Below are 19,055 nucleotides of genomic sequence, written 5' to 3' on the forward strand. Positions count from 1 at the left end.
GGGGCCTAGGGGCCCGTCGATGGATCAGGGCGTCGGACCGGCCGCCTCGCCGCCGCCGCCGGCCGCCGGCGCGGACGGCGCCGTGCGCACCACGATACGGTCGCCTTCGCGCGCGATCACCACGCCCTGCGCCGCGTAAGCCGTGTTCAACTGGCTGATCGCGTCCGGCAGGCTGGTGCTGTTGATGGTCGACACGCCCTGGTGCAGGGTGAAATCGGAGTAGTGCTGGTAGTCCAGCTGCATGCTCGTGTCCTGGGCCCAACGGGTGAGCATGGCCTTGAGCGTCCCGTCCATCGGCGAGGGATAGAACACATAGGACTGGTGCAGCGGGATTTCGCTCGGAGCCTCGGAATACCGGTTGACCGGCTTCCAGCGGCCGCCGAAATCCGGCGCGGGCCTTGTGGCGCACCCGGCCAGCGCGGTCGCCAGCAGAATCGCGGTCCACAAACGAGGGCTGGTTGCAGTTGTATGTCTCACGCTTTCCCCGGCTAGGTAATGAGCTGACGCACGAGTTAGTCCGCGGTGGCGCCGGCCGCGCCTGGATTCAGGCGCTGCGACGGCGTCGCCGCGGTCATTGTTGGAATTGGGTTGTCCGGACAGGAGCGGACGAAACTGCGACAGAAGACACATTTTTTGCGGCGACGCGAACGGCGTCGGCCGCGGATGCTTCGGTTCGCGAGATACGGGCTGCGCGCAACGCGCAGCGGATGACGATCGTTCTGTCCATGAACTCCCCCTTGCTAGACGGCTGCACCGTCGTTCGAGCGTCTGCCGACACTCGTAAGCGAAGGTTAGACCGAAGTCAAAGCAGTGTGCAAGTGGTCACGCAGTTTTTGTGCAATCTAGAGTTGCTACTCAAAGTCGGGCCAGGCGTTCGATCGCCGCATCCAGCGTGGCCGGATTCTTGGCGAAACACAGTCGCGCCAGGCGCTGCCCGGCCGGCGCGGTTTCGTAGAACGGCGACAACGGGATCGCCGCCACGCCTTTCTCGATCGTCAGCCAACGGCAGAACGCGACGTCGTCCAGGTCGCTGACCTGCGCGTAATCGACCAGTTGGAAGTAGCCGCCCGGCACCGGCAACGGACGCAGCCGCGTGCCCAGCAACTGATCGCGGAAAGCGTCGCGCTTGGCCTGGTAGAAGGCGCCGAGCTGTTGGTAATGCTCCGGCTCGGCCTCGATCATCTCGGCGAACGCCCACTGCGCCGGGGCGAAACTGCAGAAACTGTTGTACTGGTGCACTTTGCGCAGTTCGGCCGACAGCGCCGGCGGCGCGATGCAGTAGCCGATCTTCCAGCCGGTGCAGTGGTAGGTCTTGCCGAAGCTGGACACGACGAAGGCCCGTTCGCGCAGTTCCGGGTAACGCAGCACGGATTCGTGGCGGCGGCCGTCGAAGACGATGTGTTCGTAGACCTCGTCGGACAACAGATAGATGCCGGTATCGCGCAGCAGCTCGCTCAGGCGGACGATGTCGTCGGCGTCGAACATGGCCCCGGAGGGGTTGTGCGGCGAGTTGATCATCAGCAAGCGGGTCCTGGGCGTGACCGCGGCGCGCACCCGCTCCCAGTCGACCGCGAAGGTCTGCGGGTCCAGCGGCACGTGCACGGCGCGGCCGCCGGCCAGATCGATCGCCGGCTCGTAGCTGTCGTAGCACGGATCCAGCACGATCACCTCCTCGCCCGGCCGCACCACCGCCTGCACCGCGTCGAAGATGGCCTCGCTGGCACCGGAAACGACGGTGATCTCGGCATCGGCGTCGGGCCGGTAGCCGTAGCAGCGCTCGGTCTTGGCGGCGATGGCCTGGCGCAGGGCCGGAATGCCGGTCATCGGCGCGTACTGGTTCTTGCCTTCGCGCATCGCCCGGGCGAGCGCGTCGACCAGACGCGCGGGTACATCGAAGTCGGGGAAGCCCTGGCCGAGATTGACCGCCTGGTGCTCGAGCGCGAGCTGCGACATCACGGTGAAGATGGTGGTACCGACCTTGGGCAGCTTGGTTTCGGGCGTCATGGGTCTGGCAGGGGCCGCACACGGAAACCGCGAGTGTACGAAATCGCGATTGCAGGACGTGAGACCGCAGCAGGCGTCAGCGATTCCTCGCGCTCATATCGGTATGCCGGCGCAGCCCTGGACAAACCAGCCCCCGACGAGCCGCCCCCGACAAGCACGCCGCGGACGAACCGGCTCCGCGACCAGCCCGGCCCGGCCCGCGCCGCCCGTCGGCCGGATTTGCGCTGCATCGCGCCCCGCCCGACACTGCGCTCATGCGCGAATTGCAGGTCGTCAATGCCGCCGAGCTGGCGCTCGCCTACGCCGCCGCCGAGTACGCGGTGGCGCTGGACGGCGACGCCCTGCCCTTGCGCGTCGGACGCCCGGCCGGCGATCTGGAGGCCTACTGGCCGGCGGCGCGCTATCTGTTCGTCAGCGCCTGGAACCCGGCCTCCGAGCCGCACTCCGAGAGCGCCAACCGCGCCGCCGACGAGCGCCTGATCGCGCGCCTGGAAGCCGCCGGCATCCCACGTCACGCCGCCTGGGCGCAAGACGCGGCCGGCGAATGGCGCGAGCCGGGCTGGCTGCTGGCCGATCTCGACGATTTCGCCGCCAACGCCCTGGCGCGCGACTTCGGCCAGGCCGGCGTGCTGGCCTGGAGCCGTGGCGAGCCGGTCCGGCTGCGCATGCTGATCGCCCGCCCCGCGGATGCCGAGCGCTCGGACTACACGGACTGGGTCGGCGCCTGAGCTCGTCTCGACCGCCCCCTGCTGGGCCGGGCGCCGACTCGCATAAACTGGGCGATCCGCGGCCCCGCCGGCCGCACGCTCGCCGCCGATGACGTCCACACCCGATCCCCACCCGCCGCTGCTGCAATCCCGCGCCCTGCGCTTCGCGCGCAACGACGAACCGGTGTTCGGCCCGCTGGATTTCGCGGTCGACGCCGGCGAGGCCCTGCTGGTCCAGGGCGACAACGGCGCCGGCAAGACCACGCTGTTGCGGGTGCTGGCCGGCCTGCTGCCCGCGGACGGGGGCCGGATCGAACTCGACGGCCGTCCCGCCGACGCCGCCCACCGCGCCCGCGCCATGGCCTATCTCGGCCACCTGCCCGGCTTCAAGGCCGACCTCAGCGCGCTGGAGAACCTGAACTTCCTGTGCGGCCTGCAGGGCCGGCGCCCCAGTCAGTCGCCCGAGCACGCGCTGGCGATCGTCGGCCTGGCCGGTTACGAGGACGCGCTGGCGCGCCAGCTCTCGGCTGGGCAGAAGAAGCGCCTGTCGCTGGCGCGGCTGTGGACCTCGCCTGCGCCGCTGTGGCTGCTCGACGAGCCCTACGCCAACCTCGACCTGGACGGGATCGAACTGGTCAACCGCATGGTCCAGGCGCACTTGCGCGACGGCGGCGCGGCCCTGGTCACCACCCACGGCGCCTACGCTGCGCCGCCGGTGCGCACCCGCATGCTGGTCTTGGAGAAGGCGGCATGAGCGCCCCAGGCACGAGCGCCATTCCCGATCACCGCGCCCTGCCCGGCCTGGCCGCCGCCGCGCGCGCCCTGCTGTTGCGCGACCTGCGCCTGCTCTGGCGCCGGCGCGGTGACGCGGCCCAGCCGGCGCTGCTGGCGCTGCTGGTGGTGACCCTGTTCGCGCTGGCCCTGGGCGGCGAGAAACAGGCCCTGTCCCGGGTCGCCGCGGCGGTGCTGTGGCTGGCGATCCTGCTCGCCGGCCTGCTCTCGCTCGACACCCTGTTCCGCGGCGACGCCGAGGACGGCTCGCTGGAGCAATGGATGCTGGCGCCGGTGCCGCTGAGCTGGCTGGTCGCCGTGCGCACCTTCATGCATTGGGCCACCACCGCCCTGCCGCTGCTGCTGGCGACGCCCCTGCTGGCGCAGTTGCTGTATCTGCCTGCGCAACAATTGCCGGTGCTGATGGCCTCGCTGGCTCTGGGCACGCCGCTGCTGAGCTTGCTCGGCGCGGTGGTTGCCGCGCTGACGGTCGGGATGCGCCGCTCTGGTATTCTCCTGGCCTTGTTGGCGTTGCCGTTGTACGTTCCCGTGCTGGTGTTCGGCGCCGGCAGCGTGGCTGCCTCGGCCCAGGGATTGGACCCGGTCGGCGCCCTGCTGATCCTGGCTGCGGGCCTGGCGATAGCGCTGTTGCTGGCGCCGCTGGCGGCCGCGACGGCGATCCGCATCGCGCTGACCTGAGGCCGTGAACCGATCCCGCGCGCCGGCCACACCGGCGCGCCCCAACCGTCCGGCCCGCAAGGGCGGGCCTGGACGCCGAAACCGCTGAATGAATCCCATCGTCCGCTGGTTCCATCAACTCGGTTCGCCGCCCTACTTCGACCGCTTCGCCGCGCGCTGGGCGCCGTGGGCCTACGGCCTGGGCCTGCTGGTCATGGCCTGGGGGCTGTACGGGGCCCTGTTCCAAGTGCCGGCCGACTACCAGCAGAAGGACAGCTTCCGCATTCTTTATATTCACGTGCCCAGCGCCTGGATGAGCATGGCGGTGTTCGCGCTGATGGCGGTGTACGCCGGCATCGCCCTGGTCTGGCGGATCAAACTGTGCGAGGTCCTGGCCATGGCCTGCGCGCCGATCGGCGCCGGCTTCACCGTCATCACCCTGGCCACCGGTTCGATCTGGGGCAAGCCGATGTGGGGCACCTGGTGGGACTGGGACCCGCGTCTGACCAGCGAGCTGATCCTGCTGTTCCTGTACCTGGGCGTGATCGGCCTCTACCAGGCCATCGACGACCGCCGCGCGGCCGCGCGCGCGGCGGGCCTGCTGGCCATCGTCGGGGTCGCCCTGCTGCCGGTGATCCGTTACTCGGTGGAATGGTGGAACTCGCTGCACCAGGGCCAGACCATCCGCCTGCTCGGCAAGTCGAGCCTGGACGCGAGCATGATGATGCCGCTGGTGTTGATGCTGATCGGCACCAAGCTGTGGTTCGTCGGCGCGCTGCTGACCCGCGCCCGCGCCGACAATCTGCGCCGCGAGCGCGGCAAGGCCTGGGTCGCCGAACTGGCCGGCGCCGGCGAGGAAACGCGCTGATGGAATACCTGTCCTATATCGTCGCCGCCTATGCGGTCTTCGTCGTCGTCCTGGGCTGGGACTTCGTCGCCGGCCATTGGCAGGTGCGGCGCGAGTTGCGCCAGGCCCGCGCGCGCGCCGCGCGCGCCGCGGCCGCGCGCCCCCGCAGCGGAGAACTGAGCCGATGAATCCCGCCCGTCGCCGCCGCCTGCTGTGGGTGCTCGGCCTGGTCGCCGCCGCCGGCGTGGCCACCGCCCTGGTCGCCACCGCCCTGCAGCGCAACATCGCGTACCTGTACACGCCCAGCGAAGTGCTGCGCGGCGACGCCGGCGACGCCAAGCGCTTCCGCCTGGGCGGCATGGTCGCGGCCGGCTCGTTCCAGCGCACCCAGGGCACCCTGGACTCGCAGTTCCGGGTCACCGACGGCGATGCCGAGCTGGCGGTGCGTTACCGCGGCATCCTGCCGGACCTGTTCCGCGAGAAGCAGGCGGTGGTCGCCACCGGCCGCATGCAGGGCGACGCTTTCGTCGCCGAGGAAATCCTCGCCAAGCACGACGAGACCTACATGCCCAAGGAAGTCGCCGACAAGATGGGCAAGGCGCACCAGAAGCACGACGTCGCGGCGCCGGGCGGGAAGGAGACGGCGCGTTGATGGCGGCGCTGGATCGGATCACAGGCGACTCCCCCTTGCCCTCCTTTTTCCACGGGGGGAACAGCAAAAGCATCGGCGTGGACGTGGACGTACGAATTTCTTCGCGCTTTCCCGCCCCCCGCCCCCTTTTGAAAAAGTGGGGGCGTACAGAATTCGCTGCTGCTGTTGCTGCCTCGGCAACGACCGCCTCACGCCTCACTCCGTCCAGCGAGCCGCTCCATGCTGCCTGAACTCGGCCAGATCGCCCTGATCCTCGCTCTGTTGGTGTCGCTGGTGCAGGCGGTGCTGCCGATGCTCGGCGCCCAGCGCGGCATCGGCGCGTGGATGGCGATCGCGCGTCCGGCCGCTTACGCGCAATTGCTGCTGGTCGGCCTGGCCTTCGTCATCCTGACCCACGCCTTCGTGGTCCAGGACTTCTCCCTGCGCTACGTCGCCGAGAACAGCAACAGTCTGCTGCCGATGGGCTATCGCTACTCCGCGGTGTGGGGCGCGCACGAGGGCTCGCTGTTGCTGTGGGCCTTGGTGCTGGCGTTGTGGACCGGCGCGGTGGCGCGGTGCTCGCGCGCGCTGCCGGCGCCGGTGATCGCGCGCGTGCTGGCGGTGATGGGCGTGGTCAGCGTCGGCTTCCTCGCCTTCCTGATCTTCACCAGCAATCCGTTCGCGCGCCTGCTGCCGGCGGTGGCCGAAGGCCGCGATCTCAATCCCTTGCTGCAAGACCCGGGCCTGATCATCCACCCGCCGATGCTCTACATCGGCTACGTCGGCTTCGCGGTGCCGTTCGCGTTCGCGATCGCGGCCCTGCTCGACGGCAAGGTAGACGCGCGCTGGCTGCGCTGGACCCGGCCCTGGACTAACATCGCCTGGGCCTTCCTCACCCTGGGCATCGCCCTGGGCTCGTGGTGGGCCTACTACGAGCTGGGCTGGGGCGGCTGGTGGTTCTGGGACCCGGTCGAGAACGCCAGCTTCATGCCCTGGCTGGCCGGCGCGGCGCTGCTGCATTCGCAGGCGGTGACCGAGAAGCGCGGCAGCTTCCGCGGCTGGACCCTGCTGCTGGCGATCGCGGCATTCTCGCTGTCCCTGCTCGGCACCTTCCTGGTCCGATCCGGGGTGCTGACCAGCGTGCACGCCTTCGCCGCCGATCCCTCGCGCGGCCTGTTCGTGCTGGTGTTCCTCGGCCTGGTGATCGGCGGCTCGCTGCTGCTGTACGCGCTGCGCGCGCCTTCGTCGGACGAGGACCCGGGCAAACCGTTCCAGGCGTCCTCGCGCGAGACCCTGTTGCTGCTCAACAACCTGCTGCTGACCACCGCCTGCGCGATGGTGCTGCTGGGCACCTTGTATCCGCTGCTGGCCGACGCGCTGGAGCTGGGCAAGATTTCGGTCGGCCCGCCGTACTTCGCGCTGATGTTCCTGTTGTTGATGACGCCGCTGGTGCTGCTGCTGCCGTTCGGTCCGCTGTTCCGATGGCAGCGTGAGCAACCGGCGCGGCCGCTGGCGATGCTGGTTCCCTGGCTCGGGCTGGCCCTCGGCGCGGCGATCGGCGCCTTCTTCCTCGCTCCGCAAGGGGCGTGGAAGGTCGCCGCCGGCGTGGGCGGCGCGGTCTGGGTCGGCGCCGGCACTCTGTGCTTCGTCTGGACCCGCCTGCGCGGCGACGGCACCCGCTACACCGCGGAGATGTTGGGCATGACCCTGGCCCATCTCGGCGTGGCCGTGTTCCTGGTCGGTGCGCTGCTGGTGGAAGGCCTGAGCGTGCAACGCGAAGTCGCGCTGGCCCCGGGCCAAAGCGTCGACCTGGGCCGTTATGCGTTCCGTTTCGACCGGGTCGCGCACCGGGTCGGACCGAACTACGAGGCCGATTACGGCACCGTCACCGTGTTCGACGGCGGCCGCGAGCTGACCGTGCTGCATCCGGAGAAGCGCGCCTACGCCAGCGGCGGCCAGGTCATGACCGAGGCCGCGATCGAACGCGGCCTGACCCGCGATCTGTACGTCGCCCTGGGCGAATCGTTGGGCAACGGCGCCTGGGCCGTGCGCGTGCACGTCAAGCCGTTCGTTCGCTGGGTCTGGGCCGGCGCGCTGTTGATGATGCTGGGCGGTTTCGTCGCCGCGGCCGATCGACGCTTCCGTCCCGCGCTGGCGCAAGCGCCGAAGCCGGCCCGCGGCGCGCCGGGCGCGCTGGCCACGGCCCACGGCCCGGAGGCCTTTTTCGAACACGAGCGTCACCGCCGCACCGACGACGGGCCGTATGCCGACACGTCCGGCGCTGCGGACGATGGAGATTGACCGATGAACAAGAGCCGCTGGCTGCCGCTGGCCGTATTCGCCGCCCTCGCCGTCCTGCTCGCCGCGGGCGTGTGGCTGAGCCGCAATCCCAACCGCGAGGCCCTGCCCTCGCCGCTGATCGGCAAGCCGGCGCCGGCATTCTCGCTGCCGGTGCTGCACGAAGCCGGGCGTCTGCTGTCGTCCGACGAATTGCGCGGCGCGCCCTACCTGCTCAATGTCTGGGGCAGCTGGTGCCCGGCCTGCCGCGACGAGCATCCGGTGCTGACCCGCTTCGCCGAAACCAAGCGCGTGCGCGTGCTCGGCTTCAACTGGAAGGACGAACACGCCGACGCGCTGCGCTGGCTGGAGCAGTACGGCAATCCGTACTGGATCGTCGTCACCGACTACGACGGCAAGTCGGCGATCGACTGGGGCATCTACGGCGCGCCGGAAACCTTCCTGGTCGACGCGCGCGGCATCGTGCGCTGGAAATACGTCGGCCCGCTGACCGACAAGGTCGTCGCCGAACAGTTGCTGCCGATGCTGGACGAAGTCGAGAAGACGCGATGAAGCTGGCGACGGCGCCCCTGAGCGAATCCTCCGCGCCCCTCTTTCTCGAAGGGGGGAGAAGCGCAACGGTGCGCTCGCCGGCATCGGCGTTCTCTCTCGCCCTGCGGCCCCTTCCGAAAAAAGGGGGGCGAGAGGCATCTGACGGCGCTGTCGCCTTGTCCCGTCCGCGCCGACTCCTGGCGACCGTCGCCCTCGCTCTGAGCCTGGTCGTGAGCGCCCCGCTGCTCGCCCAGCCCGCCAACGACCCGGCGCCGCTGAGCTTCCATGACGACGCCGAAGAGCGCCGCTTCCATGCCCTGGTCGCCGAACTGCGCTGCGTGATGTGCCAGAACCAATCGCTGGCCGACTCCAACGCGCAGATCGCCCGCGACTTGCGCCGCGAAGTGCTGACCCTGATGCGCCAAGGCCAGGACGACGCCCAGATCAAACAGTTCCTGGTCGCGCGTTATGGCGAGTTCGTGCTGTACCGGCCGCAGGTCGAATCCAAGACCTGGCTGCTGTGGTTCGGTCCGGCGCTGGTGCTGCTGGCCGGCGGTTTCGCCGTCGCGCGCCTGGCGCGCGGGCGCCGCAACGCGAGCGCGCCCGCCGACGCGCGCAGCGACGAGGAGCAGGAATGGTGAGCGCGGGAATGGTGAGCGCCGTGGCGATGGGGTCCGCGTCGATGTCGATGTTCGTCGCGGCCGCGGCGCTGCTGGTGGTGCTCGGGCTCGGCATCACCCTGTATCCGCTGTGGCGCGCCCGGCCGCTGCTCGGCGCCGGCCTCGGCCTGGCCTTGGGGTTGGCGACGCTGGCGATCTATCTGGCGATCGGCGCCCCGCGCGCGCTCGATCCGCAGCAAAGCAGGCCGCCGCAGACCCTGGCCGACGCGATCGTCCAGCTCGAAGCCGAGTTGCAGCGCGATCCGCGCCAGATCGAAGGCTGGCGCCTGCTCGGCAGCGCCTACACCGCCGAAAACCAGACCCAAAAGGCGCGCGACGCCTATGCGCGCGCGGTGGCGCTGGCGCCCGACAACCCGGACCTGCTCGCCGAGGCCGCCGAAGCGCGCGCGCTGGCGACCGACGACCGCCGCTTCGACGCACAAGCGGTGCGCATGCTGCAGCACGCCCTCAAGCAACAGCCGATGCACCAGCGCGCGCGCTGGTTCCTCGGCATCGCCCACCGCCAGGGCAAGCATCCGGCCGAAGCGGCGCAGACCTGGGAACCGCTGCTGGGCGTGGTCGATGCCGGCACCGCCGCCAGCCTGCTGGAACAGATCAACGGCGCACGCCAGGAGGCCGGCCTGCCGCCGCTGCCGGCGCCGGCCGCCGCCGCGCCGCCGGGGCTGAAGATCAAGGTCGAACTGGCGCCGGCCCTGGCCGCGCGCGTGCCCGCCGGCGCCAGCCTGTTCGTGCTCGCGCGCCAGGCCGACGGCCGGCCGATGCCGGTCGCGGTGGAAAAGCTCGCGGCGACGAAGTTCCCGGTGCAGGTCGTGCTCGACGACGGCGACAGCCCGATGCCGACCGCCAAGCTGTCCCAGCTCGAACGGGTGCAGGTGTTGGCGCGGATCTCCGCCAGCGGCAACGCCATGCCGCAAACCGGCGACCTCGCGTCGGCGCCGATGGTGGTCCAGGTGCGCGGCAACGCCGCAGAAATCGTGCTGCGCATCGACCGCGCCATCGAGTGAGCCGCGACGCACGACCGGCGGCGCAGCGCCACTGCTGCGCCAGGCACAGAATCGCGCCGGCGCGCAGCGCGTCCGGCGGCGATGGTTTACCCTGCGCTGCGGCCGGCCTCGCGCACTCGCCGACGCCCGCCGTCGCCCTCCAAGGACACCGGCTCCACCGGCCAGACGAGTTTCAGGCATGACCGAATTCATTCCGCCCGGCACCCGCCACATCGACCTGCCCTCGCCGTTTCCGATGAAGCGCGGCGGCGCCCTGTACGGCGCCCGCATCGCCTACGAAACCTGGGGCGAGCTCAATGCCGAGCGCGACAACGCGATCCTGATCGTCACCGGCCTGTCGCCCGACGCCCATGCCGCCGCCAACGCCGCCAACCCGGAGCCGGGCTGGTGGGAGGCCATGCTCGGTCCCGACAAGCCGATCGACAGCAAACACTGGTTCGTGATCTGCGTGAATTCGCTGGGCAGTTGCAAGGGCTCGACCGGCCCGGCCTCGATCGAGGCCGCCACCGGCGCCCCCTACCGACTGCGTTTTCCCGAACTGTCGGTGGAAGACGGCGCCGACGCCGCCGCGCACGTGGTGCGCGCGCTCGGCATCGAGCGCCTGGCCTGCGTGATCGGCAATTCGATGGGCGGCATGACCGCGCTGGCGCTGCTGATCCGCCATCCCGGCCTGGCCCGCGCCCACATCAATATCTCCGGCGCCGCGCGCGCGCTGCCGTTCTCGATCGCGATCCGCTCGCTGCAGCGCGAAGCGATCCGGCTCGACCCGCAGTGGAACCAGGGGCGCTACGACGACGCCCACTATCCCGAGTCGGGCATGCGCATGGCGCGCAAGCTCGGCGTCATCACCTACCGTTCGGCGTTGGAATGGGACGGCCGCTTCGGCCGGGTGCGGCTGGATTCCGACCGCGCCGAGGAAGAGCCCTTCGGCCTGGAGTTCGAAGTGGAAAGCTACCTGGAAGGCCATGCGCGTCGATTCGTGCGTCGGTTCGACCCGAACTGCTATCTGTACCTGAGCCGCTCGATGGATTGGTTCGACCTCGGCGACTACTGCGACGGCGCGGGCCTCGACAACGATGAACGGGTGCGCCGCGGCCTGGCTGCGATCCGGGTCGAGAAGGCCCTGGCGATCGGCGTCCACACCGACATCCTGTTCCCGCTGCAGCAGCAGCAGGAAATCGCCGACGGCCTGCGCGCCGGCGGCGCCGACGCACAGTTTCTGCCGCTGGAATCGCCGCAGGGCCACGACGCCTTCCTGGTCGACATCGGCCGTTTCGGACCGGCGGTCGGCGGATTTCTCGCCCAGCTGCGGACCGGCGTAGAATCGCCGGCATGAACGCCACCGACGCCCTGCCCGACCTCGACTTTCCCGGCCACGACAAACTGGTCGCCGCAATCGACGACGCCGTCAACGCCGGCGACGAACATGCCGTCACCGCGGCCCTGCGCAACACCTTGTGCAAGATGATCCGCGACCGCGACGTGCACCTGCCCGAGTGCGTGTTCGAGCCGATCGACGACCATTACGCGCGGCGCGAAATCTACCGCAGCCCCGACCTGGGCTACAGCGTGGTCGCGATGACCTGGGGCCCCGGCCAGGGCACGCCGATGCACGACCACAGCGGCCTGTGGTGCGTGGAAGGCGTGTGGGACGGCGAGCTGGAAATCACCCAGTACGAGCTGCTCGAACGCAACGGCGAGAATTTCCGCTTCCGCGCCGCCGGCGGCATGCATGCCGGTCCCGGCAGCGCCGGCAGCCTGATTCCGCCGCACGAGTACCACACCATCCGCAACGCCAGCAACGACTCGGTCGCGGTGTCGCTGCACATCTACAAGGCGCCGATGGAATGCTGTTCGATGTTCGTCCCGCGCGAGGGCGAATGGTTTCGCCGCGTCGACCGCACCCTGGCCACCGACGAAGCGGCCTGAGCCTGCGCGGCCGGTAAGCCGGTCGCGCCGCACGCTCGACCGCGCCGCGCGCCTTCTGCGCACGCTCCACTCACGCGCAGACTGCCGCTGGTTTCGCCCGCCCGGGCGGCGCGACATCCCGCAGCGGCCCGCTCGCCGGCCCGCCGCGAAGATCGCGATCCGCCTCAGCCAACCAGGCTCCGCCATGCTCAACGATCTGCTGCTCGCCGCCGCCCATCACCTGCTTGTGTTCGCCCTGGTCGCGATGCTGGTCGCCGAATCGGTGCTGCTGCGCGGCCCGCTCGACGGCGGCGTGCTGCAACGTCTGGCCAAGCTCGACGCCGGTTACGGCGGCTGCGCCGGACTGTTGCTGGCGATCGGCCTGGGGCGGCTGTGGTTCGGCGTCAAGGGCCCCGACTTCTATCTGCACAACCCCTGGTTCCACGCCAAGCTCGGCGCGTTCGTCCTGGTCGGCCTGCTGTCGATCCTGCCGACCGTGCGCTTTCTGCGCTGGCGCAAGGCGTTGGGCGCCAACCCCGCCTTCCTGCCCGAGGCCGCCGACGTGGCCAAGATGCGCGCCATCGTGCGCTTCGAACTGGTGCTGCTCGGCGCGGTGTTCGTGCTCGCCGCGGCCATGGCGCGCTACGGCGGGTTCTGAGCCGCGTCATCGCGGGCGTCGCCGCCGGCATCGGTTCCCTACAGAGGCCATCGCCCCCTGTAGGAGCGGCGCAAGCCGCGACAACCGAAGCGACGGTCGAAAGCGCCGCCGAACGAAGCTCAAATCGTCGAGCGCCGGAGCTTTGTCCCGATGGTCCGGCCTGCGGATACCCAGCTTGCGTCCACCGCTGCGGTCGTCGCGGCTCGCGCCGCTCCTACAAACGCGGAAGCGTGCGCGGCGGCAAGGCACCGATACCCTCCGGCCGCCATCCTCCCCTGTAGGAGCGGCGTAAGCCGCGACAACCGAAGCGACGGTCGAAAGCACCGCCGAACGAAGCTCAAATCGTCGAGCGCCGGAGCTTTGTCCCGACTGTCCCAGCCTGCGGATACCGCGCTTGCGTCCACCGCTGCGGTCGTCGCGGCTCACGCCGCTCCTACAAACGCGGAAGCGTGCGCGGCGGCAAGGCACCGATACCCTCCGGCCGCCATCCTCCCCTGTAGGAGCGGCGTAAGCCGCGACAACCGAAGCGACGGTCGAAAGCACCGCCGAACGAAGCTCAAATCGTCGAGCGCCGGAGCTTTGTACCGATGGTCCGGCCTGCGGATACCCCGCTTGCGTCCACCGCTGCGGTCGTCGCGGCTCACGCCGCTCCTACAAACGCGGTAGCGTGCGCGGCGGCAAGGCACCGATACCCTCCGGCCGCCATCCTCCCCTGTAGAAGCGGCGTAAGCCGCGACAAACGATGCGACAGTCGAAAGCACCGCCGAACGAAACTCAAATCGTCGAGCGCCGGAGCTTTGTTCCGAATGTCCCAGCCTGCAGATACCCCGCTTGCGTCCACCGCTGCGGTCGTCGCGGCTCGCGCCGCTCCTACAAACGCAGCGGCGCGCGCCGGGTTCAGTCCGCAGGCTGAGCCGCCACGCCCTGCACCCGCGGCCGCTCGTCGCGCAGGGCCACCGGCCGCGGCGGGGACTTGCCGCGCAGGTATCGGCCCAAGCGATACGTGTCGAAGCGGCAGAAATCCACGCCGCGATGCAGGAAATTCCAGCCTCGGCGCAGGTCGAAGCGCAGGTCGAATACGCAGCCGCCGGGCGGCGCGCTCAAGCGCAGCGTTTGTTCGGCGCCGGCCGCCAAACCGCTCAGGGGCAATGCGATCCGGCGCCATTCCTCGCTGCCGGCAGGCGCGATCCACAACTCGCGCACGCTCTGCGCGGTGTCGTTGAACAAGGACACGGTCGGGGATTCTGCGCGCGCATTCGACGCCGCCAGAACCAGACACGAACACCACAACAGCCACTGCGCGCGCATGGCGACCTCCGATGCGAAACAGACAGGTAAGCGACGAACGCGATCCGCCGCTGCCGGCCGGATCGCCCATCGCTTCAGCATCGAACCCGCCGCCGCCCGGCGACAGCCCCATTACGACGAAGCCGGCCCGAAGCGGCGCGAAAGCGCGCGACGCGCGGCGAACGCATCGCCGCGACCGTCTCGGCGGGATCGCCCCGCGTCTCCCGCGCGCGCAGACACCGGCACGCCCCGCCTCCGCGCTCACCCCGGCGGCGCACGCAAGCCCGGCTCCGCGACGTCCGATCGCCGGTAGTGCCCGTCCCCGGAGCCCGCGGGGCGAGCGTGTATCATTGCGCGCGCTCGCCGAGGCGCCGTGCCGCAGGGGATCGGCGCGCAACACGAATGTTTCCCAGCCGTTCCGCCCACGCGCGTCGTCCTCCGGCCGCCCGGCCGTTCCCGACGAGAGGCCGATCGTTTCGATGCATCGACCATGCTGAGCCAACACTTCCTGTTCTTCTTCTCCATGCTCGGCGCCTTCAACGGCATCGTCGCGGCGTCGTTCCTGTGGTGGCGGGCCAAAGGCAAACCCACCCAGCGCTGGCTGTCGCTGCTGATCCTGGCGGTGAGCGTGCGCGCCGGGAAATCCGTGGCCTTCTATTTCTGGCCGGACATTCCCCGGTTCGTTCTGCAGATCGGCCTGACCGCCTGCTTCATGATCGGCCCCTGCCTGTTCTTCCTGGTTCGTTCGAGCCAGGGCGACGCCTCCGCCCCCGGGCGGGCCGACCGTTGGCATATCGCCGGCCTGCTGGCCCTCGCCGCCGCGGTGAACCTGTTCCTGCCCTATGCCGGCCACATCGAACTGTGGCGGCAGATCGTCACCCCGGGCATCGTCTACTCGTGGCTGGGCTACCTCCTGCTCGCCAGCGCGCAGTTGTACGCGCATCGCTCGCGGCTTTCGGGCACGCCGGCCGGGCCGCTGTTGCTGGGCACGGTAGCGGGCATCTGGATCATCTGGATCGCCTACTACACCTCCGGCTACACCTCTTACATCGTCGGCGCGCTGTCCTTCACCTTCGTCCTCGCCTCCAGCGTGCTGGTCTATCTGCGCCTGCGTTCCGGCCAGGCCCCGATCGAGCCCTACCAGGACCGCCGGATTCCCGAATCCGAGGCCGCGGTGCAGTTGCAGTCCCTGGCCGAGCTGATGGCGCGCGAACGCTTGCACCTGGACCCGGGCCTGACCCTGCCCCGCCTCGCGCGCCGGCTCGGCCTGCCGCAGACCCGGCTGTCGCAGCTGTTGAACGACAACAACCAGACCTCGTTCAAGCAGTACCTGGCGCAACTGCGCGTGACCGAAGCCAAGGCGCTGCTGCGCCAGTCGCCGCCGAAGCCGCTCGAGGTCGTGGCCACGGAAGCCGGCTTCCAGTCGATGTCGACCTTCCACAGCACCTTCAAAAAGCTCGCCGGAGTCACGCCCGCCGCATTCCGGGTCGCCGCAAGCGACTCCTGAAAGCCGTTCCAGCACTCCGGGAAGACGCGACAAGACATTGATTCGAAAGGGATCGAATAGGGTGCGGGCTCCTTCCAACGAGCCCGTGCCCATGCTCCTGTCGCGCCTCTTCCGATCGCTCCCGCTGCTTCTCCTGTCGGCCTGCCTGGGCTGCGTTCCCGACGCCCGCGCGGCCCCGGGCATCGTCGGGCCGGTCGTCGTCGACGGCCTGAGCGACGCCGCCGCGCAGCGCGCCGGCGTCTTGCCCGCCGCCCACGCCGACCTCCGCCACCCCGCCCACAGCGACCAGGGGCGCATCCTGTTCGTCCTCGCCAGCAGCAAAGTCCACGGCAGCTCGACCCTTCCGGCCAGCATCAGCTTCGGCGAAGTCGTGCATGCCTGGGACACCTTCCACGCCGCGGGCTACGCGGTCGACTTCGTTTCCCCGGACGGCGGCGAGGTGCCGATCCTCGACCGCTACGTCGGCAAGGACATGGAGCCCCGCCGCAAGGACGAGCGGATCATGCGCGGGCTGCGCCACACCGCCCGCCCCGCGCAGATCGACCCGAGCCGCTACCGCGCCGTCTATTACGTCGGCGGCAGCAACGCCATCTACGGCGTGCCGGAACATCCCGTGCTGCAGCGGATCGCCATGCACGTCTACGAGCGCAACGGCGGCGTGGTTTCGGCCGTCTGCCACGGCACCGCCGGCCTGGTGAACCTCAAGCTCGCCGACGGCCAGCCGCTGGTGGCGGGCAAACGCATCACCGGCTATCCCGAAGAGCACGAGCGCCAGGACGAGCCCTACTTCAAGCAGTTCCCGTTCCTGATCCGCAAAACCGTCGAATCCCGCGGCGGCCTGTTCCATGCCCTGGACGGCGACCAGGCCTACATCGAAGTCGACGGCCGCGTCGTGACCGGCCAGAACTACGCGTCCGCCAAGCAGGTGGCGCAAGCCGTGGTCGACATCCTGCGCCGCCAAGCCGCCCGACCGCCGGTCCGCGGCGCCAAGAAAGCCTGATCTCCCGCAACGCCTTTTCCCGCCGGCCGATGCCGGCCCTCAGCTACGCCCGACAACACCAGGAACCGCCATGAAGTCATCGATCCGATCCACCGTACTCGCCGCCACCCTGCTCCTGCCCGCCTCCGCCCTGGCGCAAACCAGCGAGCGCGACGCAGTCGACCGCGCCATGCAAAGAATGATGCAGGCCTTCGAAGCCGGCGACGCCCGCATCGCCTTCGAAGTGCTGCGCCGGGACGGCGCGGTGCTCGGCTACTCCGCCTCCAAGGGCCAGGTGGTCGTGCGCACCACGGAAGAATGGGCCAAAGGCTTCCCCGGCAAACCGGCCGACGACGAAGACCAACGCCACCGCAGCTACGAAATCCTCGACGTCAGCGAAAACGCCGCGGTGGTCAAGGTGAAGCTGGACTATCCCACCTGGGACGGAGTGGACTATCTCGCGCTGTCGAAGATCGATGGCAAGTGGATGATCGTCAGCAAATCTTGGAGTGGGAAGGCTAAGGTGCAGTAGACAGGTTTGCGTACTCACCGCTGCCCGCCGATGAATTACTGACATCTAGCGCGCGCTCAACTGGCTTGAGTTGAATGGAAACCTGCTAGGTGACCGAACCGGCTGGCCTTGACGCTGGCCGTGTTTGGCTCATACCGACCGGAGCCCTTGGATCCCGTTCGGGTGTGGTTGGCGCGTTAAGGCTGAGTCTCACGCCCTGCGATCTGGTATGGTTTAATGAGGCGTTCCATACGGGGCGATGGACTGGCAAACGTGGAAGCGCTGGAGTTTTCCCGCGATGTGCTCGACTGGGCTGCTGAAAAAGCGGGCCAAACCTTGCATTCTTTTGCCGAGAATGTCGCCAAGCGCGAGAAAGACCGGGAACGCATCGCGGAAGGCCTCTTAACCATTCCGCAAGCCGAAAAGCTGGCGAAGGCAGCACGGATCCCCTTCGGTTACTTGTTTCTTTCTGAGCCGCCCGAGCTCGCGCGACCTAACATTCCAGACCTGCGACAGATCCAGGAAGCCCAACCTTTAAGCGGAGATTTTTATGAGACGCTTGAGGACGTGCTTGCCAAGCAGAGTTGGCTGATCGAGTACCTAACAGAAGCTGGCGCAGCGGAACTCCCCTTCGTTGGACGATTTGCGAATGACGCGCGTCGAAATGCGGATGACATCGTGGCTGATATGCGCCGCGAACTTGGGGTAACCACCGATGATCGTCGCAAGAGCCCTGACGCTGCTACGTATTTCTCCACCCTGAGTGCCAAGGCTGAAGCTAGAGGCGTACTAGTCTTTAAGACAAGCTATGTAAAATCCAACACGCGACGCCCGATCTCCGAGAAAGAATTCAGAGGTTTTGCCATTGCGCACAAGATGGCCCCACTCGTGTTCGTTAATGGTCGAGATGCCGAGGTCGCAGCGGTCTTTACGCTTGTTCACGAGCTGGCGCACATCTGGCTTGGCATAACGGGTGTTTCCGACGTTACGCCAAGTCGATTCGGGAATCCGGTTGAGCGCCTGTGCAATCGCGTTGCAGCCAACTTTTTGGTCCCTATCGATGCCTTTTTGGAACTTTGGGCTGGCCCACAAGATCTAGACAGGGTTGCTAAGTATTTTCGCGTGAGTAAGCTCGTTATCGCGCGGCGCGCGCTTGATAACAAGCTTGTCGATCAAGCATTCTATGATGAAGTTGCAGCCAATACCCAAAAAATAAAGCCCAGCGGCAAACCGACCGCCCTTGTGACCATTCCGATCCGAAACAGCAGGAAATTCACGCGAACGATTGTGGCGAGCGCGATGAGTGGCCAGACGTTGCTGCGTGACGCCGCGAGTTTATTGAACGTCAAGCCAGATACAGTCGTGGCTTTGGCGAAGGGGCGGACCGATAATGGCTAATAAGTACATCATCGATTCCAATGTTTTCATCCAAGGCAAGAATTTCCATTACCACTTCTCCTTTTGCGAAGGATTTTGGGACTGGGTTCACGAAGGTTTCGATAAGGGCATGGTCTACAGCATCGGCAAGGTTCGCGCGGAACTACTCGCAGGAAAGAAGGGTGACGAAGCCCGAAAATGGGCTGAAGGTATGCCCGATGGCTTCTTCCTGGAAGATGTTGGCGATGCCGCTGTAATGAAGCAGTACGCTCATTGCATGGCATGGGCCGCCGGCGACAAACACTATCAACCAGCGGCGTTGACCCGGTTTGCTGAAGCGAAACGTGCCGATGCGTTCTTGCTCGCCTACGCCCGCGCCCATGGACACATCGTGGTGACTCAGGAATTGTCGCAGCCCGATAAAAGGAAGGAAGTGCCCATCCCGGACGCTGCGCTGAAGATCGGTAACATTAAGACGATGACAATTTACGAATTGCTTCAGGCACACGCACAGCCGACATTCGTATTCAAGCCGTAAAGGCGGAATTGTAACCTGCCAACTTACACCGTGTAGGCAACTGCTCAGCCTGCCGGTCGAAAACACGCGAAGTTGCCCCTAAATTCTCGTTTGTCTCAGGCTGTGCGACTGCCCGCTTGAAGAATCGGGTTCGGCAGAG

General features: G+C 68.2%; 20 protein-coding genes and 1 pseudogene. 18 read left to right on the forward strand and 3 right to left on the reverse strand.

Going from position 1 to position 19,055, the window contains the following annotated elements:
* Positions 1-24: 24 nt before the first annotated feature.
* Together V2J18_RS12705 and V2J18_RS12710 are read right to left on the reverse strand one after the other, a co-directional pair.
* Entirely contained in the window at positions 25-447 is a 423-nt protein-coding gene (locus V2J18_RS12705; RefSeq protein ID WP_064749452.1) for a hypothetical protein, read from the reverse strand.
* Between the two features lie 408 nt (positions 448-855).
* Positions 856-2,004: a pyridoxal phosphate-dependent aminotransferase gene (locus V2J18_RS12710; RefSeq protein WP_064749453.1), complete on the reverse strand. Its 1,149-nt coding sequence runs from the start codon at positions 2,002-2,004 to the stop codon at positions 856-858.
* A 254-nt stretch (positions 2,005-2,258) separates the two neighbouring features.
* Here V2J18_RS12710 and V2J18_RS12715 point away from each other — a divergent pair, with 254 nt between their 5' ends.
* From V2J18_RS12715 to V2J18_RS12775, 13 genes and pseudogenes are all read left to right on the forward strand, one after another.
* Positions 2,259-2,732, forward strand: coding sequence for a DUF3293 domain-containing protein (locus tag V2J18_RS12715; protein WP_064749454.1), 474 nt, complete (start codon positions 2,259-2,261; stop codon positions 2,730-2,732).
* Positions 2,733-2,820: 88 nt separating this feature from the next.
* The gene (gene ccmA, locus V2J18_RS12720) at positions 2,821-3,465 is read left to right on the forward strand and encodes a heme ABC exporter ATP-binding protein CcmA (RefSeq protein ID WP_064749455.1); all 645 of its coding nucleotides are present in this window, start codon (positions 2,821-2,823) and stop codon (positions 3,463-3,465) included.
* Positions 3,462-4,181 carry a heme exporter protein CcmB gene (gene ccmB, locus V2J18_RS12725; protein ID WP_064749456.1) on the forward strand — a complete coding sequence of 240 codons (720 nt, stop codon included), beginning with the start codon at positions 3,462-3,464 and terminating at the stop codon, positions 4,179-4,181. Before ccmA ends, ccmB begins: the two co-directional genes overlap by 4 nt.
* Before the next feature lie 88 nt (positions 4,182-4,269).
* A complete protein-coding gene (gene ccmC / locus V2J18_RS12730) occupies positions 4,270-5,028 on the forward strand; it encodes a heme ABC transporter permease CcmC (protein ID WP_336131955.1) in 759 nt (252 codons plus the stop codon).
* Entirely contained in the window at positions 5,028-5,195 is a 168-nt protein-coding gene (ccmD, locus tag V2J18_RS12735; protein ID WP_336131956.1) for a heme exporter protein CcmD, read from the forward strand. Before ccmC ends, ccmD begins: the two co-directional genes overlap by 1 nt.
* Positions 5,192-5,659 carry a cytochrome c maturation protein CcmE gene (gene ccmE, locus V2J18_RS12740; protein ID WP_064749458.1) on the forward strand — a complete coding sequence of 156 codons (468 nt, stop codon included), beginning with the start codon at positions 5,192-5,194 and terminating at the stop codon, positions 5,657-5,659. The genes ccmD and ccmE overlap by 4 nt, the downstream gene beginning before the upstream one ends.
* A 219-nt stretch (positions 5,660-5,878) precedes the next feature.
* Positions 5,879-7,783 (forward strand): annotated as a pseudogene (locus V2J18_RS12745) (heme lyase CcmF/NrfE family subunit); the annotation flags it as partial.
* 159 nt (positions 7,784-7,942) lie between these two features.
* Positions 7,943-8,488 carry a DsbE family thiol:disulfide interchange protein gene (locus V2J18_RS12750; RefSeq protein ID WP_064749459.1) on the forward strand — a complete coding sequence of 182 codons (546 nt, stop codon included), beginning with the start codon at positions 7,943-7,945 and terminating at the stop codon, positions 8,486-8,488.
* A 176-nt stretch (positions 8,489-8,664) separates the two neighbouring features.
* The gene (locus V2J18_RS12755) at positions 8,665-9,108 is read left to right on the forward strand and encodes a cytochrome c-type biogenesis protein (protein ID WP_064749496.1); all 444 of its coding nucleotides are present in this window, start codon (positions 8,665-8,667) and stop codon (positions 9,106-9,108) included.
* 41 nt (positions 9,109-9,149) lie between these two features.
* Positions 9,150-10,151: a tetratricopeptide repeat protein gene (locus V2J18_RS12760; protein WP_336133108.1), complete on the forward strand. Its 1,002-nt coding sequence runs from the start codon at positions 9,150-9,152 to the stop codon at positions 10,149-10,151.
* Positions 10,152-10,329: 178 nt separating this feature from the next.
* Complete coding sequence (gene metX / locus V2J18_RS12765) at positions 10,330-11,487, forward strand: homoserine O-acetyltransferase MetX (RefSeq protein WP_064749460.1); 1,158 nt, start codon at positions 10,330-10,332, stop codon at positions 11,485-11,487.
* Positions 11,484-12,080 (forward strand): cysteine dioxygenase family protein, encoded by a 597-nt coding sequence (locus V2J18_RS12770; RefSeq protein ID WP_064749461.1) that lies wholly within the window; start codon positions 11,484-11,486, stop codon positions 12,078-12,080. The genes metX and V2J18_RS12770 overlap by 4 nt, the downstream gene beginning before the upstream one ends.
* Positions 12,081-12,264: 184 nt before the next feature.
* Positions 12,265-12,717 (forward strand): DUF2214 family protein, encoded by a 453-nt coding sequence (locus V2J18_RS12775; protein WP_064749462.1) that lies wholly within the window; start codon positions 12,265-12,267, stop codon positions 12,715-12,717.
* A gap of 897 nt (positions 12,718-13,614) precedes the next feature.
* On the opposite strand, the gene V2J18_RS12780 is transcribed toward V2J18_RS12775, so the two are convergent.
* A complete protein-coding gene (locus V2J18_RS12780; RefSeq protein ID WP_064749464.1) occupies positions 13,615-14,025 on the reverse strand; it encodes a hypothetical protein in 411 nt (136 codons plus the stop codon).
* Between the two features lie 469 nt (positions 14,026-14,494).
* On the opposite strand from V2J18_RS12780, the gene V2J18_RS12785 reads away from it, so the two are divergent.
* From V2J18_RS12785 to V2J18_RS12805, 5 genes are all read left to right on the forward strand, one after another.
* Positions 14,495-15,511 carry a helix-turn-helix transcriptional regulator gene (locus V2J18_RS12785; protein WP_336131957.1) on the forward strand — a complete coding sequence of 339 codons (1,017 nt, stop codon included), beginning with the start codon at positions 14,495-14,497 and terminating at the stop codon, positions 15,509-15,511.
* A gap of 91 nt (positions 15,512-15,602) precedes the next feature.
* Positions 15,603-16,511 carry a type 1 glutamine amidotransferase domain-containing protein gene (locus V2J18_RS12790; RefSeq protein ID WP_336131958.1) on the forward strand — a complete coding sequence of 303 codons (909 nt, stop codon included), beginning with the start codon at positions 15,603-15,605 and terminating at the stop codon, positions 16,509-16,511.
* Between the two features lie 70 nt (positions 16,512-16,581).
* A complete protein-coding gene (locus V2J18_RS12795; protein ID WP_336131959.1) occupies positions 16,582-17,022 on the forward strand; it encodes a nuclear transport factor 2 family protein in 441 nt (146 codons plus the stop codon).
* A gap of 252 nt (positions 17,023-17,274) precedes the next feature.
* Positions 17,275-18,399 carry an ImmA/IrrE family metallo-endopeptidase gene (locus tag V2J18_RS12800; RefSeq protein WP_336131960.1) on the forward strand — a complete coding sequence of 375 codons (1,125 nt, stop codon included), beginning with the start codon at positions 17,275-17,277 and terminating at the stop codon, positions 18,397-18,399.
* The gene (locus V2J18_RS12805) at positions 18,392-18,916 is read left to right on the forward strand and encodes a DUF4411 family protein (protein WP_336131961.1); all 525 of its coding nucleotides are present in this window, start codon (positions 18,392-18,394) and stop codon (positions 18,914-18,916) included. The genes V2J18_RS12800 and V2J18_RS12805 overlap by 8 nt, the downstream gene beginning before the upstream one ends.
* The last annotated feature ends 139 nt before the right edge of the window (positions 18,917-19,055 follow it).

The organism is Lysobacter firmicutimachus (assembly GCF_037027445.1).
Lineage (GTDB): Bacteria > Pseudomonadota > Gammaproteobacteria > Xanthomonadales > Xanthomonadaceae > Lysobacter > Lysobacter firmicutimachus.

What these genes read in the sequence shown, in the direction of transcription:
- metX (WP_064749460.1), top strand. Translation starts at nt 10,330, where the DNA reads ATGACCGAATTCATTCCGCCCGGCACCCGCCACATCGACCTGCCCTCG.
- V2J18_RS12795 (WP_336131959.1), top strand. Translation starts at nt 16,582, where the DNA reads ATGAAGTCATCGATCCGATCCACCGTACTCGCCGCCACCCTGCTCCTG.
- V2J18_RS12785 (WP_336131957.1), top strand. Translation starts at nt 14,495, where the DNA reads ATGCTGAGCCAACACTTCCTGTTCTTCTTCTCCATGCTCGGCGCCTTC.
- V2J18_RS12770 (WP_064749461.1), top strand. Translation starts at nt 11,484, where the DNA reads ATGAACGCCACCGACGCCCTGCCCGACCTCGACTTTCCCGGCCACGAC.
- ccmB (WP_064749456.1), top strand. Translation starts at nt 3,462, where the DNA reads ATGAGCGCCCCAGGCACGAGCGCCATTCCCGATCACCGCGCCCTGCCC.
- V2J18_RS12710 (WP_064749453.1), bottom strand. Translation starts at nt 2,004, where the DNA reads ATGACGCCCGAAACCAAGCTGCCCAAGGTCGGTACCACCATCTTCACC.
- V2J18_RS12760 (WP_336133108.1), top strand. Translation starts at nt 9,150, where the DNA reads ATGTCGATGTTCGTCGCGGCCGCGGCGCTGCTGGTGGTGCTCGGGCTC.
- V2J18_RS12750 (WP_064749459.1), top strand. Translation starts at nt 7,943, where the DNA reads ATGAACAAGAGCCGCTGGCTGCCGCTGGCCGTATTCGCCGCCCTCGCC.
- V2J18_RS12790 (WP_336131958.1), top strand. Translation starts at nt 15,603, where the DNA reads ATGCTCCTGTCGCGCCTCTTCCGATCGCTCCCGCTGCTTCTCCTGTCG.
- V2J18_RS12715 (WP_064749454.1), top strand. Translation starts at nt 2,259, where the DNA reads ATGCGCGAATTGCAGGTCGTCAATGCCGCCGAGCTGGCGCTCGCCTAC.
- V2J18_RS12805 (WP_336131961.1), top strand. Translation starts at nt 18,392, where the DNA reads ATGGCTAATAAGTACATCATCGATTCCAATGTTTTCATCCAAGGCAAG.
- V2J18_RS12775 (WP_064749462.1), top strand. Translation starts at nt 12,265, where the DNA reads ATGCTCAACGATCTGCTGCTCGCCGCCGCCCATCACCTGCTTGTGTTC.
- V2J18_RS12780 (WP_064749464.1), bottom strand. Translation starts at nt 14,025, where the DNA reads ATGCGCGCGCAGTGGCTGTTGTGGTGTTCGTGTCTGGTTCTGGCGGCG.
- ccmD (WP_336131956.1), top strand. Translation starts at nt 5,028, where the DNA reads ATGGAATACCTGTCCTATATCGTCGCCGCCTATGCGGTCTTCGTCGTC.
- ccmA (WP_064749455.1), top strand. Translation starts at nt 2,821, where the DNA reads ATGACGTCCACACCCGATCCCCACCCGCCGCTGCTGCAATCCCGCGCC.
- ccmC (WP_336131955.1), top strand. Translation starts at nt 4,270, where the DNA reads ATGAATCCCATCGTCCGCTGGTTCCATCAACTCGGTTCGCCGCCCTAC.
- ccmE (WP_064749458.1), top strand. Translation starts at nt 5,192, where the DNA reads ATGAATCCCGCCCGTCGCCGCCGCCTGCTGTGGGTGCTCGGCCTGGTC.